The sequence below is a fragment of the Siculibacillus lacustris genome (assembly GCF_004328075.1).
In the GTDB taxonomy this organism is placed as follows: domain Bacteria; phylum Pseudomonadota; class Alphaproteobacteria; order Rhizobiales; family Ancalomicrobiaceae; genus Siculibacillus; species Siculibacillus lacustris.
Genome location: NZ_SJFN01000022.1, coordinates 40,830 through 55,609, shown reverse-complemented (window position 1 = coordinate 55,609; position 14,780 = coordinate 40,830). Strand labels below are relative to the sequence as shown.

Annotated in this window: 13 protein-coding genes; 10 read left to right on the top strand and 3 right to left on the bottom strand. The window is 67.6% G+C overall.

What is annotated here, in order from left to right; translation table 11 throughout:
* Positions 1–192 precede the first annotated feature (192 nt).
* A complete protein-coding gene (locus tag EYW49_RS14840; protein ID WP_165498269.1) occupies positions 193–873 on the top strand; it encodes an outer membrane protein in 681 nt (226 codons plus the stop codon).
* An 86-nt stretch (positions 874–959) separates the two neighbouring features.
* Here EYW49_RS14840 and EYW49_RS14835 read toward each other — a convergent pair whose 3' ends face one another.
* Positions 960–2,237, bottom strand: a complete 1,278-nt coding sequence (locus EYW49_RS14835; protein ID WP_131310370.1) for an aminotransferase class I/II-fold pyridoxal phosphate-dependent enzyme — start codon at positions 2,235–2,237, stop codon at positions 960–962.
* 365 nt (positions 2,238–2,602) lie between these two features.
* On the opposite strand from EYW49_RS14835, the gene EYW49_RS14830 reads away from it, so the two are divergent.
* The 4 genes from EYW49_RS14830 to EYW49_RS14815 all read left to right on the top strand — a co-directional run bounded on the left by EYW49_RS14830 (position 2,603) and on the right by EYW49_RS14815 (position 5,938).
* A complete protein-coding gene (locus EYW49_RS14830) occupies positions 2,603–4,102 on the top strand; it encodes a sensor histidine kinase (protein WP_131310369.1) in 1,500 nt (499 codons plus the stop codon).
* A complete protein-coding gene (locus EYW49_RS14825) occupies positions 4,095–4,466 on the top strand; it encodes a response regulator (protein ID WP_131310368.1) in 372 nt (123 codons plus the stop codon). The genes EYW49_RS14830 and EYW49_RS14825 overlap by 8 nt, the downstream gene beginning before the upstream one ends.
* A gap of 182 nt (positions 4,467–4,648) precedes the next feature.
* The gene (locus tag EYW49_RS14820) at positions 4,649–5,293 is read left to right on the top strand and encodes an OmpW/AlkL family protein (RefSeq protein WP_165498268.1); all 645 of its coding nucleotides are present in this window, start codon (positions 4,649–4,651) and stop codon (positions 5,291–5,293) included.
* A 159-nt stretch (positions 5,294–5,452) separates the two neighbouring features.
* Entirely contained in the window at positions 5,453–5,938 is a 486-nt protein-coding gene (locus EYW49_RS14815) for a gluconokinase (protein ID WP_131310366.1), read from the top strand.
* 34 nt (positions 5,939–5,972) lie between these two features.
* On the opposite strand, the gene EYW49_RS14810 is transcribed toward EYW49_RS14815, so the two are convergent.
* On the bottom strand, positions 5,973–7,136 hold the full coding sequence (locus EYW49_RS14810; protein WP_131310365.1) for a M20 aminoacylase family protein: 1,164 nt from the start codon (positions 7,134–7,136) through the stop codon (positions 5,973–5,975).
* A 289-nt stretch (positions 7,137–7,425) separates the two neighbouring features.
* On the opposite strand from EYW49_RS14810, the gene EYW49_RS14805 reads away from it, so the two are divergent.
* From EYW49_RS14805 to EYW49_RS14785, 5 genes are all read left to right on the top strand, one after another.
* Positions 7,426–9,033 carry an ABC transporter substrate-binding protein gene (locus EYW49_RS14805; RefSeq protein WP_206365478.1) on the top strand — a complete coding sequence of 536 codons (1,608 nt, stop codon included), beginning with the start codon at positions 7,426–7,428 and terminating at the stop codon, positions 9,031–9,033.
* 74 nt (positions 9,034–9,107) lie between these two features.
* Positions 9,108–10,082 (top strand): ABC transporter permease, encoded by a 975-nt coding sequence (locus EYW49_RS14800; RefSeq protein ID WP_131310363.1) that lies wholly within the window; start codon positions 9,108–9,110, stop codon positions 10,080–10,082.
* Complete coding sequence (locus EYW49_RS14795) at positions 10,082–11,038, top strand: ABC transporter permease (protein WP_131310362.1); 957 nt, start codon at positions 10,082–10,084, stop codon at positions 11,036–11,038. The genes EYW49_RS14800 and EYW49_RS14795 overlap by 1 nt, the downstream gene beginning before the upstream one ends.
* A gap of 11 nt (positions 11,039–11,049) precedes the next feature.
* Complete coding sequence (locus tag EYW49_RS14790) at positions 11,050–12,039, top strand: ABC transporter ATP-binding protein (protein ID WP_131310361.1); 990 nt, start codon at positions 11,050–11,052, stop codon at positions 12,037–12,039.
* Positions 12,036–13,067 carry an ABC transporter ATP-binding protein gene (locus EYW49_RS14785; protein ID WP_131310360.1) on the top strand — a complete coding sequence of 344 codons (1,032 nt, stop codon included), beginning with the start codon at positions 12,036–12,038 and terminating at the stop codon, positions 13,065–13,067. Before EYW49_RS14790 ends, EYW49_RS14785 begins: the two co-directional genes overlap by 4 nt.
* A gap of 30 nt (positions 13,068–13,097) precedes the next feature.
* On the opposite strand, the gene EYW49_RS14780 is transcribed toward EYW49_RS14785, so the two are convergent.
* A complete protein-coding gene (locus tag EYW49_RS14780; protein ID WP_131310359.1) occupies positions 13,098–14,771 on the bottom strand; it encodes a thiamine pyrophosphate-dependent enzyme in 1,674 nt (557 codons plus the stop codon).
* Positions 14,772–14,780 lie beyond the last annotated feature (9 nt).

The window sequence follows — 14,780 nt, the reverse complement described above, 5'->3', positions numbered from 1 at the left end:
GGTGGTGGGTCGATGGTCGGGGATCCGTGGCGGATTTCCGCGGAACGGCGACTGTGCGCGAGCGCGTAAAGCTCCCGTTAACCATGTCACCCTAGGATCGGGTCACACGAGAAGATCGGAGTGACACGGATGAGTCGATCGGACATTGCCCATTGTGGCCGCCACCTCGCGGCGATCTTGACGGGGGTCGCGATGACGTTCGCTCTCGCTTCGACCGCTGCCCAAGGCGCCGATCTCGCCCTGCGCGGGCCGAAGGTGGTGCCCGTGGCGCCGGAACCGTTCTCCTGGTCGGGCGTCTACGGCGGGCTGATCGCCGGCCACACCTGGCAGAACGATCACGCGGTGGAGACCTACACCGCCAACGGTGCGCCGACCGGACTGGTCTACGACTTCAACCCGACCGGCGGCTCGATCGGCGCCCGCCTCGGCGCCAATTACCAGTTGGGGCTGTTCGTCGCCGGTATCGAAGGCGACTTCGAAGCGACCAACGTCAACGGCGGCTTCCGCGATGCGCCGATCGGCAAGGGCCGCGACAACACCCACTGGCAAGGGTCGGTGCGCGGGCGTCTCGGTGTCGGCTTCGAGCGGGTGCTGGTCTATGGCACCGGCGGCGTGGCCTTCGCCAACATCGAGAACACTTACGTCTATCTGCCGACGTCGACCAAGGAGACCTTCACCAACACGCGCACCGGCTGGACGGTGGGCGGCGGTGCCGATCTGGCGTTGACCGACAACTGGATCGCCGGTGTCGACTATCGCCATTCCGACTACGGCAAGACCCACAACGTCTCGCAGGTCGCATTCCCCGGCCTGACCGGGATCCATGCCCAGGTCGCCGACACGCTGCACCTGTCGCTCGCCTACAAGTTCTGATCGATCGACCCTGAATCGACGGCCGAAAGCCCCCGCCGCATCGCGTCGGGGGCTTTGCCGTTTCGAGAGGGTTGCGATGTCGCGGCTCAGGCGGCGGCGGCGCGGGTCTCGCCGACCTGTTCGAGCTCGGCGCGGGCCTCGGTCACCGCCTGTTTCATGATCGCCACGGCGCGGACGATGTTGTCCTCGGTGTGGCCGGCCATCACCTGCATGCGGAAGCGGGCGGCGCCCTTGGCGACGGCCGGGTACTCGACCAGGTTGGAGAGCAGGCCGAGCACCGGCAGCCGGCGGCTGACCAGACGGGCGAGACCTTCGGTGCCCATCTTGACGGCGACGATCGCCGAGGGATCGCCGTAGTACTCGAGACCGTTGGCGGTCAGGGTGCTGCGCAGCAGGTTGACGTTGTGCAGCAGCTTGGCGCGCAGTTCGACGCCTTCGGCGGAGTCGACGATGTCGAGGGCCTTCAGGACCACCGCCGCCTGCATCGGCGACAGGGCGTTGGAGAAGGTCGCCGAGGGGCTGTAGAAGCGCAGGTATTCCTTGATCGCCCGGCTGTGGCAGGCGACGAAGCCGCCGTTCGAGCCGAAGGTCTTGGAGAAGCTGCCCATCACCAGATCGACCCGGCCGAGCATGGCCTGCAGGCCGATGTGGCCGCGGCCGTCGCCGAGGGCGCCGAAGTCGTGGGCGACGTCGACCACCAGGGTGGCGCCGTATTCGTGGCAGACCTCCTGCAGGGCGGCGATGTTCGGGGTGTCGGAGTCCATCGAGAACAGACCCTCGGTCACCACCAGGATGCCGTTCTCGGTGTCGGAGGCGCGGATGCCGGCCAGCTTGCGGCGGCAATGCTCGACGTCGAGGTGGCGGAACTGATGGATGTTGCGGGTGGCGGCGTTGGCGCCCTCCTGCAGACAGACGTGGCTCAGCTGGTCCATGACGATGTGGTCGGCGGAGCGCACCAGGCCGCGGATGATGCCGTAGCCGGCGGCCCAACCCGTCGGGTAGAGGATCGCCTCCTCCATCTGCAGATAGTCGGCGATGCGCCGCTCGAGCTCGACCGACAGATTGGTGTTGCCGACCAGGGCCGATGAGCCGGCGGAGTGGACGCCGTGGCTGCGGATGGTCTCGATCGCCACCGCCCGCATCACCGGATGGGCCGACAGGCTGAGGTAGTCCTGCGAAGCGAAGTTCACGCCGTGGATGGGATTGCCACGATCGTCGGCGGCATCGCAGACCGTGCCGGGGCCGGCCTGGGTGGAGCGCGAGAAGGGCCACAGGCCATTTTCACGGCGGGTATTCTGCCAGTGGAAGAACTTGTCACCGCGCTGAAGTAGATCGGCCCCAGACTGGACGCGGAAATCGCGCATGCTTCCCGTGAGAGCTTCGGGATTTGTCTTGATGAAGCGCGTGTTAATCATTTTTTCCAACTCCGTCCCGTTTTGCGTTCGACGTGGGTGATCATTACGCTAGGTCCACTTAAACGAGAGTTAAATGGATCCGCTCGTTTTTTGAATGATTAATATTTACCACGTCAACTTGCTCGAATACCCTGGGTCATCCTGTCGGCTGACCCGCAGGACGAATCGCCCGACCGCCGCCGGCCGCCGCCGAGGGCGCGCCGGCGGGCCGCCGCTCGGGGCCGATTTGCGGCGGATTTACTCGAATTTAAGTGAGGGCGTGCTCCGATCGTCCAAAGCCTGCGGGCCCGGGGGGCGAGCGAGAGGCGGGGACGATGGATTCCTATTCACATACCGTCGCGGCGCGGTTGGGCCACATCGTCGACTGGTTCATTCCGCCGACGATGGCCAACGACAAGAATCAGCGCAAACTCGCGCGACTGTTCCTGATCAGCCATCTGTGCGGGCCGTTCCTCGGCAACACGGTGCCGATCTCGCTGTGGATCGTCAGCCCGACACCCGGGTGGGACATCGTCGTGCTGGCGGCGTCGATCACCGGATTCTGGGTGTTCCCGCCGCTGCTGAAGATGAAGGTGCGCTACGATCTGCTGGCGATGCTGTCGATCGAGAACCTGATCTTCTGCATCCTGTGGAGCTGCTACTTCAACGGCGCGGTGACGTCGCCGACCCTGTCGTGGGTGTTGACGATCCCGCTGCTGGCGTTCTTCTACATCGGCAATTCGCGCAAGCTGCGCAACGCCGTGCTGATCCAGTTCTTCGCCAACCTGGCAGTGTTCGGCGTCACCTACTATGTCCTGCCGCCGCCCGACAACGGCATCCCGCTCGCCGACATCCAGGTCCTCGGCCTGATCTCGACCTGCGCCTCGGCGCTCTACGTGTCGATGATGGCGGTCTATTACGCGCGGGCGCTGGCCTCGCAGTCGGAGATCGAGCAGGAGATGCGGCGCCATCTCGACACGGCGAGCGACCTGCGGCGCGCCGCGGCCGATGCGGAGCGGGCCAGTACCGCCAAATCGGAATTCCTGGCCAAGATGAGTCACGAGTTGCGCACGCCGCTCAATGCGGTGATCGGCTACAGCCAGATGCTGCTCGAGGAAGCCGAAGACACCGGCGACCATTCGAATTCGAGCGACTTCCGCAAGATCCTGTCGTCGGGCCAGCACCTGCTGCGGCTGGTCAACAACGTCCTCGATCTTTCCAAGCTCGAAGCCGGGCACGTCGAGTTCTTCAACGAGACCTTCGCGGTGAAGAAGCTCCTGACCTCGGTCGTCGATGGGCTGGAGACGCTGGCGCAGGAGCACCGCAACCGGATCGGCCTGCATCTCGAGGGCAGCCCCGAGCTGATGATCGGCGACATGCCGAAGATCCAGTGCGTGTTGCTCAACGTCATCGAGAACGCCGTGAAGTTCACCCGCGACGGTCATGTCGACGTGATCGTCCGACGCATCGACGGGCCGGACGGCGACGCGGTGGCCTTCGAAGTGGTCGACGACGGCCCCGGCATCCCGGCCGGCGAACTGCCGTGGCTGTTCGAACAGTTCAGCGTCGGCGACGACCTGACCAACGCCAAATACGGCGGCACCGGGATCGGGCTGGCCCTGACCCAGAAGCTGTGCCACTTGATGGGCGGGTCGGTGAGCGTGGAGACCGAAGTCGGAAAAGGCAGTCGCTTCACGATCGTCCTGCCGGCGGGACGCGCGGCTCCGGCGGTGACCCCGGTCGGCCAGTTGGCCGGCGCCCAGCGGTATTCGAAGAGCATCGACGACGATGCCGAGAGCGACACTCCAGTGATGGCGATGGTGGCGAATGGCTAAGATCCTGATCGTCGAAGACAACGAATTGAATCGCGACATGCTGTCGCGCCGCCTCGCGCGCCACGGGTTCGTGACCTGTCTGGCGGTCGATGGGCCGGCGGGGGTGGCGATGGCCAAATCCGAGGCGCCCGACGTGATCCTGATGGACGTGGCGCTCGGCGACATGGACGGCTGGGAGGCGACCACGATCATCAAGGCCGATCCCGATACCGCGCATATCCCGGTGATCACGCTGACCGCCCATGCCCTGTCGAGCGATCGCGCCAAGAGTCTGGCGGTCGGCTGTGCCGACTTCGACACCAAACCGGTCGACATGGAACGCCTGCTCGGCAAGATCGGCGCCTGCCTGCGTCCGGCCGCCTGATCGCCGACCCTGCGGAAGCCTCGAACAGGCGGGACGAGGGCGAACACCGACCCTGCGGAAAGTGGCGAAATCCCTTGCATGGAGCCGGGTTCCGGCCGATTCTTCCACAATGTGATTCGTGCACATCGAGACCCCTCTTCGCGACCCTTCGCGGTGGGCGGGAGTCACGAGGAGGATCGGTCTTGACCGGGAAATGCCTGACCCTCGCGGTGGCGGTGGGCTTGAGTGCCGGCGTCGCGAGCGCCCGAGCCGACGACAAGAACTTCTTCGTGCACATCGGTCCGGCCGGACTGTTTCTGAACGAGGGTGCCCACATCAGTCTCAACGGCTCGATCGTGCCGAAGGGCACCATCGAGATCAACGACCACGCCACCCTCGGCGTCGAAGTCGGTTATTATTTCAGCCCCAACTGGGCGGTGTCCTTCACCGGCGGGTTCCCGCCGTCGCCGACCATCAAGGGCGCGGGATCGGTCCAGTCGCTCGGCACCCTCGGGACGATCGTCTACGGGCCGACGGCGCTGACCGGGCACTATCACCTGACCGAACTCGGCGCCTTCCGGCCCTATGTCGGGGCCGGTGCGATGTTCATGCTGATGTTCGAGAACCACAGCCGCGCGCTGAAGGCGATGCAGACCGACGCGGCGGTCGGCGCGGTGGCGCAGGTCGGCGCCGACTACATGTTCACCGAGCAACTCGGCGCCTATCTCGACGTCAAGAAGGCCTATCTCCACACCAACACCACCGGCACGCTCTACGGCCTGCCGGTGTCGTCCAAGGTGCAGCTCGATCCGTTGGTGATCGGCGGGGGTCTCGCCTATCGCTTCTGACACCTCTCCCGTTTCGTCTCGCGCCGCCCGGGTCGCCTCGCGTCCCGGGCGGTGGCGTTTCGGCGCCGTCGACGACGGCGGCTTCTGGTCGATCGAGGAATGCACCAAGATGGCCGGGGCGCAGACGCCGCAGACCTGGTCGGAGTGGGGGAGGGGTCGATGATCGTGATCTTGATGGGAGTGGCGGGGTCCGGCAAGTCGACGGTCGGCCGGATGCTGGCCGACCGTCTGGGCTGTGGCTTCGCCGACGCCGACGGGTTCCATCCGCCGGCCAACGTCGAGAAGATGCGGGCGGGCATCGAACTCCAGGACGAGGATCGGCGGCCGTGGCTCCTCGCGCTGCGGGCGGCGATCGAGGGCTGGCAGGCGGCGGGCGTCGATCGGGTGATCGCCTGCTCGGCGCTGAAACAGGCCTATCGCGAAATTCTGTCGCCCGCGGGCGACGTGACCTTCGTCCATCTGAAGGGCGATCCGGCGGTGATCGCGGCGCGGCTCGCCGCCCGCCAGGGCCACTACATGAACCCGACGCTGCTCGGCAGCCAGTTCGCGACCCTCGAGGATCCGCAGGACGCGCTGGTGGTCGACATCGCCGGTACGCCCGAAGAGATCGTCGCCGACCTCCTGATCCGGCTCGGCCGGGCCTGACCCCGGTCGAGCCGCGAGAGCGGTCGCGGCGCCGTCAGGTCGGCAGGGCGGTCTCGACCAGCTTCACCCAGAAACTGATGCCGTAGGGCAGCAGGCGGTCGTCGAAGTCGTAGTCGGGATGATGGAGGCCGGCGGTCGGGCCGTTGCCGATGAACAGGAAGGCGCCGGGGCGGGCCTGCAGCATGTAGGCGAAGTCCTCGCCACCGAGCGACGGATCCATCTCGGTCGAGACCTCGTCGACGCCGACGATGCCGCGGGCCACCGAAGCGGCGAATTCGGTCTCTTCCGGGTGGTTGACGACGACCGGATAGCCCCATTCATAGTCGAGTTCGACCTCGACGCCATGGGCCCGCGCGGTGCCTTCGACGACGTCGGCGAAACGCTGCTTGATGAAGGTCCGGGTCTCCTCCTGCAGGGTGCGCACCGTGCCGCCGATCACCGCGGTCTGCGGAATGATGTTGTTGGCGGTGGTGCCGGCGTGGAAGCGGGTGATCGACACGACGGCGCTGTCGACCGGATCGACGCCGCGGGCGACGATCGCCTGCAGGGCGGTGACGATGTGGGCGCCGGCGACGATCGGATCGATGCAGATGTGCGGCTTGGCGGCGTGACCGCCGTGGCCCTTGAGGCGGATCTCGAAGGTGTTCGAGGCGGCCATGATCGCCCCGGTGCGGGTGGCGAAGCGTCCGAGCTCCAGGCCCGGCATGTTGTGCATGCCGTAGACCTCTTCGATGCCGAAGCGCTCCATCAGGCCGTCGTCGATCATCGCCTTGGCGCCGGCGCCGCCTTCTTCGGCGGGCTGGAAGATCAGTACGGCAGTTCCGGCGAAGTTGCGGGTCTCGGTGAGATGGCGTGCCGCGCCGAGCAGCATGGCGGTGTGGCCGTCGTGGCCGCAGGCATGCATCAGGCCGGGCACGGTCGAGGCGTGGTCGGAGACGCGGGTCTCGGTGATCGGCAGGGCGTCCATGTCGGCGCGCAGGCCGAGGGTGCGGCCGGGGGCGCGGCCGTGCACCACGGCGACCACGCCGGTGCGGCCGAGACCAGTGACCACCTCGTCACAGCCGAAGGACGTCAGCAGCTCGGCGACCCGGGCCGATGTCCGATGGACCTCGTAGAGCAGTTCCGGGTGACGATGGAAGTCGCGGCGCCATTCGGCGGCCTCGTCGGCGATCTCGGCGACCCGGTTGATGATCGGCATGGGTAGGGAGTCCTCGGAAGTGTCAAGGCGGGAGAGCGCCCGTCGCGGCAGCGACACCATGTCGCCGAAGGGGTAGTCGAGCGCGATTTCGCCGGCTTGGCAACCGCGTCGGGGCAGGGGTGGCATTCGGGAAAAATGACCATAAGCGCGCCACGCCCATATTTCGCACTGGAAAGCGATTAAATCTAGACATAGACTGCCGGTCAGGTCGAAAAATGGTAGATCGCGGCGGCTTTTCGCGAAGCCGTGGTCGTTTTCGATGTCCAGTGGTCGAATCCGGAGGTTCGTGATGCGCATGCGGAAAGTCGTTTTGGCGGCGTTGCTGGCGGCGGGTCTGTCGAGCGTGACGTTGGGGGTCGAACCCGCGGCGGCAACGACGTTCCGTTACGCGTTCCAGGGTGATCTCAATTCGCTCGACCCCTATACGCTCAACGAGACTTTCTCGCTCGGAGCCCTCGCCAACGTCTACGAGGGGCTGACCCGGCGCGACGAGAACCTCAAGATCGTTCCGGCGCTCGCCGAGAGTTGGGAGATCGTCGATCCGCTCAAGTGGCGCTTCCATCTGCGCAAGGGCGTCAAGTTCCACAACGGCGAGGACTTCACCGCCGACGACGTGGTCTTCTCCGCCGAGCGCGTGCGACTGCCGGGTTCGGAACTGGCGACCCGCCTGCCGGCCGACGCCAAGGTGGTCAAGGTCGACGACCACACCGTCGATTTCGTCCTCGCCTCGCCCAATCCGATCCTCAATGCGGAATGGGACAGCTGGTCGATCATGTCCAAGTCCTGGGCCGAGGCCAACGGCGCAACCAAACCGCAGCCGCAGACCGGCAAGGAGCTCAACAATTTCGCGCTGAAGGCCAACGGCACCGGGCCCTTCGTGATCGTCTCCCACGAGCCGGGGGTGAAGACCGTCTACAAGCCCTTCGCCGGCTGGTGGGACAAGGCCAACAAGAAGCACAACGTCGACGAGGTGGTGTTCACCACCATCAAGTCACCGGCGACCCGGGTCGCGGCGCTGCTGTCGGGCGAGGTCGACCTGATCGAGCCGGTGCCGGTCCAGGACATGAAGCGCATCCAGGACAACCCGACCACCGACGTGCTGACCGGGCCGGAGCTGCGCACCATCCACTTCTTCATGGACCAGAAGCGCGACGAACTGCTCTATTCGAACGTCAAGGGCAAGAACCCGTTCAAGGACGTGCGCGTCCGCAAGGCCTTCATGGAGGCGATCGACATCGAGGCGATCAAGTCCAAGGTCATGCGCAATCTGGCGGTGCCGAGCGCCCTGATGATTTCGCCCCTGCTCTATTCGCGCGGCGCGGAGTTCAAGCGTCTCGCCTATGATCCCGCCGACGCCAAGAAGCTGCTCGCCGAAGCCGGCTACCCGGATGGCTTCGAGCTGACCATGCACTGCCCCAACGATCGCTACGTCAACGACGAGGCGATCTGCCAAGCGGCGACCTCGATGCTCGCTCGCATCGGCGTCAAGGTGACGCTGCAGGCCCAACCCAAGGCGCAGTTCTTCGGTCGCGCCGGACCGGCCGGCGGCTACGACACCTCCTTCGGCATGCTGGGCTGGACCCCGAGCTCCTTCGACAGCTTCAACATCCTGCAGAACAATGCCGGCTGTCGCGACGAGAAGGGCAACGGCGGGCCGTTCAACTACGGCGGCTATTGCAACCCGAAGGTCGACGAACTGGCCAAGCAGGTGCTGGTCGAGACGAACGCCGCCAAGCGCGACGCGCTGATCTACGACGCCTTCAAGATCCTGATCGACGAGGTCGCCTTCATCCCGCTGCACCAGCAGGCGCTGGCCTGGGGCGTGTCGAAGAAGGTCAAGATCCCGCAGCGCGCCGACAATTCGATCATCTTCGCCTGGGCTCAGAAGCAGGACTGATCGATCTCCCCCGCGATCCACCCGGCCGGGCTCCGGCCGGGTGCCCCTCCTCGCGCGGTTTGCGAAAGGCCCTCATGTCGTCCTATCTCGTGCGGCGTCTCCTCGAGGCGATCCTGGTGATGGTGGTGGTGGCGATCGTCGCCTTCACGCTGTTCCGCTTCGTCGGTGACCCCGTCAACCAGATGGTCGGTCAGGACATCGGCATCGCCGAGCGCGATCGGCTGAGGGCCGAACTCGGGCTCGACGACGGTCTCCTGGTGCAGTGCGGGCGGTTCATCTGGAACGCCCTGCATTTCGACTTCGGCATCTCCTACAAGTTCCGCGCCCCGGTCACCGACCTGATCGCGGCGCGGCTGCCGGCGACCCTGGAACTGTCGCTCGCCGCCTCGATCTTCGCCATCGCCGCCGGGATCCCGCTCGGCGTCCACACCGGCATCCATCGCGACGGCGCCCTGTCGCGGCTGATCATGGCCGGATCGCTGATCGGCGTGTCGCTGCCGACCTTCCTGATCGGCATCCTGCTGATCTACCTGTTCTCGGTGACCCTGCACTGGCTGCCGTCCTACGGCCGTGGCGAGGTGGTGTCGCTGGGCTTCTGGCAGACCGGATTCCTCACCGGCTCGGGGCTGCGCGCCCTGATCCTGCCGGCGGTGACCCTCGGGTTGTTCCAGCTGACGTTGGTGATGCGGCTGGTGCGCTCGGAGATGCTCGAGGTGCTGCGCACCGACTACATCCGCTTCGCCCGCGCCCGTGGGCTGACCGACCGGGCGATCCATTTCCGCCATGCGCTGAAGAACACCCTGGTGCCGGTGGTGACGATCATCGGCCTGCAGATCGGCTCGATCATCGCCTTCTCGATCATCACCGAGACGGTGTTCCAGTGGCCGGGGATGGGGCTCCTGTTCATCCAGGCGGTGCAGAACGCCGACATTCCGATCATGGCGGCCTATCTTCTGCTGACCGCGGTGATCTTCGTGACGATCAACCTGATCGTCGACCTGATCTATCGGGCGATCGACCCGCGCATCCGCATGTCGGGGAGAGTGTGATGGCCGAGACCCCCGATCCGGACGCCGGGTTCGCCGCGGCGATTCTCCGGCGGTTCGCGGCGATCGCCGAGTCCCACCTGCTCTATTCCTTCACCCGCTCGTGGGTGGTGATGATCGCCGCGGTCTTCGCGGTGACGATCATCGCCGCGGCGCTCGCCGCGCAGTGGATCGCCCCGACCAATCCGCTCGATCTGGCGTCCCTCGATCTGATGGACTCGCGCCTGCCGCCGGCCTGGATGGAGGGCGGCGACCCGCGCTTCCTGATCGGCACCGACGATCAGGGCCGCGATCTCCTCTCCGCGCTGCTCTACGGCGCGCAGATGTCGATCGGCATCAGCCTCGCGGCGGTCGGCGTGGCGATTTTGCTCGGGGTCACTCTCGGGTTGATCTCCGGCTATTTCGGCGGGCTGTTCGACACGCTGATCATGCGCGCCGCCGACGTGCAGCTGACTTTCCCGGCGATCCTGACGGCGCTGCTGGTCAACGGTGCGGCTCGGGCGCTGCTCGGCGATCAGCGGCTGCAGGGCGGCGAATTCTGGGTGCTGGTGGTGTCGATCGGGCTGGCCTTCTGGGTCCAATATGCCCGCACGGTGCGCGCCTCGACGCTGCAGGAGCGGCATCGCGACTATGTCCAGGCGGCGCGGCTGATCGGCGTGCCGTCGTGGAAGATCCTCACCGGCCATGTCCTGCCCAACGTGCTCGGGCCGGTGACGGTGATCGCCACGATCAATCTGGCGCTGGCGATCATCACCGAGGCGACCTTGTCCTTCCTCGGAGTCGGCCTGCCGCCGAGTCACCCTTCACTCGGCACCCTGGTCCGGGTCGGCAACGACTTCCTGATGTCGGGAGAGTGGTGGATCGTGTTCTTCCCCGGGGTGGTGCTGGCGGGACTGGCGCTGGCGGTCAACATCCTCGGCGACTGGCTGCGCGAAGCGCTCAATCCGAAGCTGCGATGAGTAGGGACGACATGACCGATTCCGTTCTCTCGGTGCGCGATCTGGTGATCGAATTCGCCACCCGTCGCGGACCGCTGCGCGCCATCGACGGCATCTCCTTCGACATCGCTAAGGGCGAAGTGCTCGGCGTGGTCGGCGAATCGGGGGCCGGCAAGTCGCTGACCGGCACTGCGGTGATCGGTCTCGTCGAACCGCCGGGGCGGATCGCCTCGGGCGAGATCCGCCTCGCCGGGCGGCGCATCGACAATCTGCCGCGCGACGAGATGCGCAAGGTGCGCGGCAAGCAGATCGGCATGATCTTCCAGGATCCGCTGACCAGCCTCGATCCCCTGATGAAGATCGGCGACCAGCTGATCGAGACCATCCGCACCCATGCCGCCATGACCTGGGCGCAGGCCCGCGACCGTGCGGTGTTCCTGCTCGAGGAGGTCGGGATTCCGGCGGCGGCGGAACGATTGATGGCTCATCCGCACGAGTTCTCAGGCGGCATGCGCCAGCGGGTGGTGATCGCCCTGGCGCTCGCCGCCGGGCCCGACGTGGTGGTCGCCGACGAGCCGACCACGGCGCTGGACGTCTCGGTGCAGGCGCAGATCATCGCGCTGCTCCGCCGCCTGACCCGGGACCACGGCATGGCGGTGATGCTGATCACCCACGACATGGGAGTGATCGCCCAGATCGCCGATCGGGTGGCGGTGATGTATGCCGGGCGGATCGTCGAGATCGGGCCGGTGCGCGAGGTGATCGGCCGGCCGCACCATCCCTACACCGCCGGACTGATGGGCTCGATCCCCAGCCTGCGCTCGGATCACGCCCGCTTGCGCCAGATCCCCGGCTCGATGCCGCGGCTCGACGCGATTCCGCAAGGCTGCGCCTTCAATCCGCGCTGCGACCGGGTGCTCGACCGCTGTCGCGTCGAGCGGCCGCAACTGGCGTCGTTCGATCGCACCGCGGCGGCGTGTTTCGACCCGATCCTCGGGCACGACGCGGAGGTGCGGGCATGAGCGAGGGCGAGACCCCCATCGCCGCGGCCGTGCCGCCCGCCGAAGTCCCGCCGTTGGTGCGGGTCTCCGATCTGCGCAAGGTGTTCGACGTCTCGGCGTCGGCGCTCGAACGGATGATGTCGGGGGCACCGCGACGGCTGGTGACCGCGGTCGATCACGTCACTTTCGAGATCGGCCGGGGCGAGACCTTCGCGCTGGTCGGCGAATCGGGCTCGGGCAAGTCGACGGTGGCGCGGATGGTGGTCGGCCTGCTGGAGCGCTCCGCCGGGCGGGTGACCATCGACGGCACCGCGGTCGACGACCCGGCGACGCCGCGCGCCGAGCGGCAGGCGCTGCGGCGCAAGATCCAGATGATCTTCCAGGACCCCTACGCCAGCCTCAATCCGCGCTGGACGGTCGGGCGCATCGTCGCCGAGCCGGTGGTGACCTTCGGCGTGCTCACCGATTCCCGGGCGATCGAGCGGCGGGTCGGCGAGCTCTTGGCGCTGGTCGGTCTGGCGCCGGCCGATCGGGTCAAATATCCGCACCAGTTCTCCGGCGGCCAGCGCCAGCGCATCGCCATCGCCCGGGCGCTTTCGGCGGAACCGGCGTTCATCGTCTGCGACGAGCCGACCTCGGCGCTCGACGTCTCGGTCCAGGCGCAGATCCTCAATCTGATGGCCGATCTCCAGGATCGACTCGGTCTGACCTATCTGTTCATCAGCCACAATCTGGCGGTGGTCCGGCACATGGCCGACCGCATCGGCGTGCTCTACCTCGGCCGGCTGGTCGAGGTGCGGCCGGCCCGGGCGCTGTTCGACGATCCGCGCCATCCCTATACGCGGATGTTGATCGAGGCGGTGCCGGATCTCGAGGCGCCGAGCGTGGTGCGCGATCCGGCCCGCGGCGAGATCCCCAACCCGATCGATCCGCCCACGGGCTGCCACTTCCATCCGCGTTGCCCGCACGTCGTCGAGCGTTGCCGCCGCGAGGTGCCGGCGCTTCTCGACGGGGTCGCCTGCCACCGGGTCGCCGACGGCTCGATCTGAGCGGCCGCGCCGAAGCGCGGCCGGGTCGGCTCACCTGGGGTGGATGAAGGGCCAGGCCGAGACTTCGCTGTCCGGTTCGATCGGCACGTGGATCACCGTCGGTCGCCGGGCGGCGAGCGCCGACACCAGTTCCCGCTCCAGATCCGCCGCGGTGATCGCCGTGCGGGCGTCGACGCCGAAGGCCCGGGCGAGCGCCGGGAAGTCGGGGTTGGTCAGGGTCGAGCCGAGCACGCGCCCGTCGAAGGCGGTCTTCTGATCGCGGCGGACATTGCCATAGGCGCCGTTGTCGAAGACCACCACCACCAGGGCGAGGCCTTCCTGGACCGCGGTGGCGAGATCGCCGACCCCGAACAGGAAGCCGCCGTCGCCGGTCACCGAGATCACCGGCGCGTCGGGATGGGCGGCCTTGACGCCCAGCGCGGTCGGGAAGCCGGCGCCGAGCGTGCCCTGGTAGCCTTCCGAGACATAGGTGCGGGGGCGGCGGACGTCGAAGCCGATGTAGGAGGTGAAGCCGACCTGGCAGAGCTCGGGCACCAGGAAGCCGTCGTCGGGCAGGGCGCGGCGGATCGCGTCGAGGAAGCCGAGCTGCGGCTGGACGCCTTCGATGCGGGCCCGGGCTTGCGTCTTGGCGGCGGCGATCACCGCGCGGCGGGCGCCGCCGTCGCGGGCCGGGCGATCGGCGGCGAGGCGGCGGACGGCGGCGACGAGCGCACGGGTGCCGGTCTCGGCGTCGGCGAGGATCGGCGCATGGGCGACCAGACGAGTCATCTCCTCCGGATCGACGTCGATGCGGACGAGATGGGGCGGGGCGACCGGGCGGTCGATCAGTCGCATCATGCCCGTCCAGCGCATGTAGGGCAGCTCGAGCCGCGTACCGATGCCGATCAGCGCGTCGGTCTCCGGCCACAGGGCATGGGCGGCGACCGCCGAGATGCCGAGCGGATGGCTCTCGGGCACGATGCCGCGACCGCCGCGGAACGCCGTCACCGGCGCGTCGAGCAGTTCGGCGAGTTCCCGGACCGCGTCGCCGGCGTGCCGCGCCCCGGTGCCGAGGAAGATCATCGGCCGTTCCGCGGCGACCAAGAGGCGCGCGGCGGCTTCGACCGCGTCTGCCGAAGGGGCGAGCGGGGCGGGGAGGGTCGCCGGGCCGAGGGCGCGGATCGGCGCCGACTGGCCGAGCGTATCCCAGGCGATCTCGACCGCCACCGGGCCGGGTCGGCCGGACAGCATGCGCACGAAGGCCTCGTCGAGGATCGCCGGGGCGTCCTCGACGCGCTCGATCCGTGCGGCCCATTTGGTCAGGCCGCGCAAGGTGGCGAGCTGGTCGGGAATCTCGTGGAGGTGGCCGCGACCGCGCCCCAGGAAGGCCGAGGGCACCTGGCCGGTCAGGCACAGCACCGGGGTCGAGGTGGCGAGGGCGGTGACCAGGGCCGCGCCGGCATTGAGCACGCCGGGTCCGGGGACCACCGCGAACACCCCGGGGCGGCCGGTCGAACGGGCGTGGCCGAAGGCCATGTAGCCGCAGGTCTGTTCGTGGCGGGCCGAATAAGTGCGGATGCGGTCGGCCCGGCGGGCCAGCGCGTCGAACAGCGGATAGAGCTGGGCGCCGGGCAGGCCGTAGACGGCGTCGATGCCGTTGGCGATCAGGGCTTCGACGATGGCGTCGCCGGCGGTGAGGATGCGGGGCTCGGAGGAGATGAACATCGGGAAGCC

Excerpts from the sequence above, each read along its gene's own strand:
- EYW49_RS14840 (WP_165498269.1), top strand. The coding sequence starts at position 193 with ATGACGTTCGCTCTCGCTTCGACCGCTGCCCAAGGCGCCGATCTCGCC.
- EYW49_RS14835 (WP_131310370.1), bottom strand. The coding sequence starts at position 2,237 with ATGCGCGATTTCCGCGTCCAGTCTGGGGCCGATCTACTTCAGCGCGGT.
- EYW49_RS14830 (WP_131310369.1), top strand. The coding sequence starts at position 2,603 with ATGGATTCCTATTCACATACCGTCGCGGCGCGGTTGGGCCACATCGTC.
- EYW49_RS14825 (WP_131310368.1), top strand. The coding sequence starts at position 4,095 with ATGGCTAAGATCCTGATCGTCGAAGACAACGAATTGAATCGCGACATG.
- EYW49_RS14815 (WP_131310366.1), top strand. The coding sequence starts at position 5,453 with ATGATCGTGATCTTGATGGGAGTGGCGGGGTCCGGCAAGTCGACGGTC.
- EYW49_RS14810 (WP_131310365.1), bottom strand. The coding sequence starts at position 7,136 with ATGCCGATCATCAACCGGGTCGCCGAGATCGCCGACGAGGCCGCCGAA.
- EYW49_RS14805 (WP_206365478.1), top strand. The coding sequence starts at position 7,426 with ATGCGCATGCGGAAAGTCGTTTTGGCGGCGTTGCTGGCGGCGGGTCTG.
- EYW49_RS14800 (WP_131310363.1), top strand. The coding sequence starts at position 9,108 with ATGTCGTCCTATCTCGTGCGGCGTCTCCTCGAGGCGATCCTGGTGATG.
- EYW49_RS14795 (WP_131310362.1), top strand. The coding sequence starts at position 10,082 with ATGGCCGAGACCCCCGATCCGGACGCCGGGTTCGCCGCGGCGATTCTC.
- EYW49_RS14790 (WP_131310361.1), top strand. The coding sequence starts at position 11,050 with ATGACCGATTCCGTTCTCTCGGTGCGCGATCTGGTGATCGAATTCGCC.
- EYW49_RS14785 (WP_131310360.1), top strand. The coding sequence starts at position 12,036 with ATGAGCGAGGGCGAGACCCCCATCGCCGCGGCCGTGCCGCCCGCCGAA.
- EYW49_RS14780 (WP_131310359.1), bottom strand. The coding sequence starts at position 14,771 with ATGTTCATCTCCTCCGAGCCCCGCATCCTCACCGCCGGCGACGCCATC.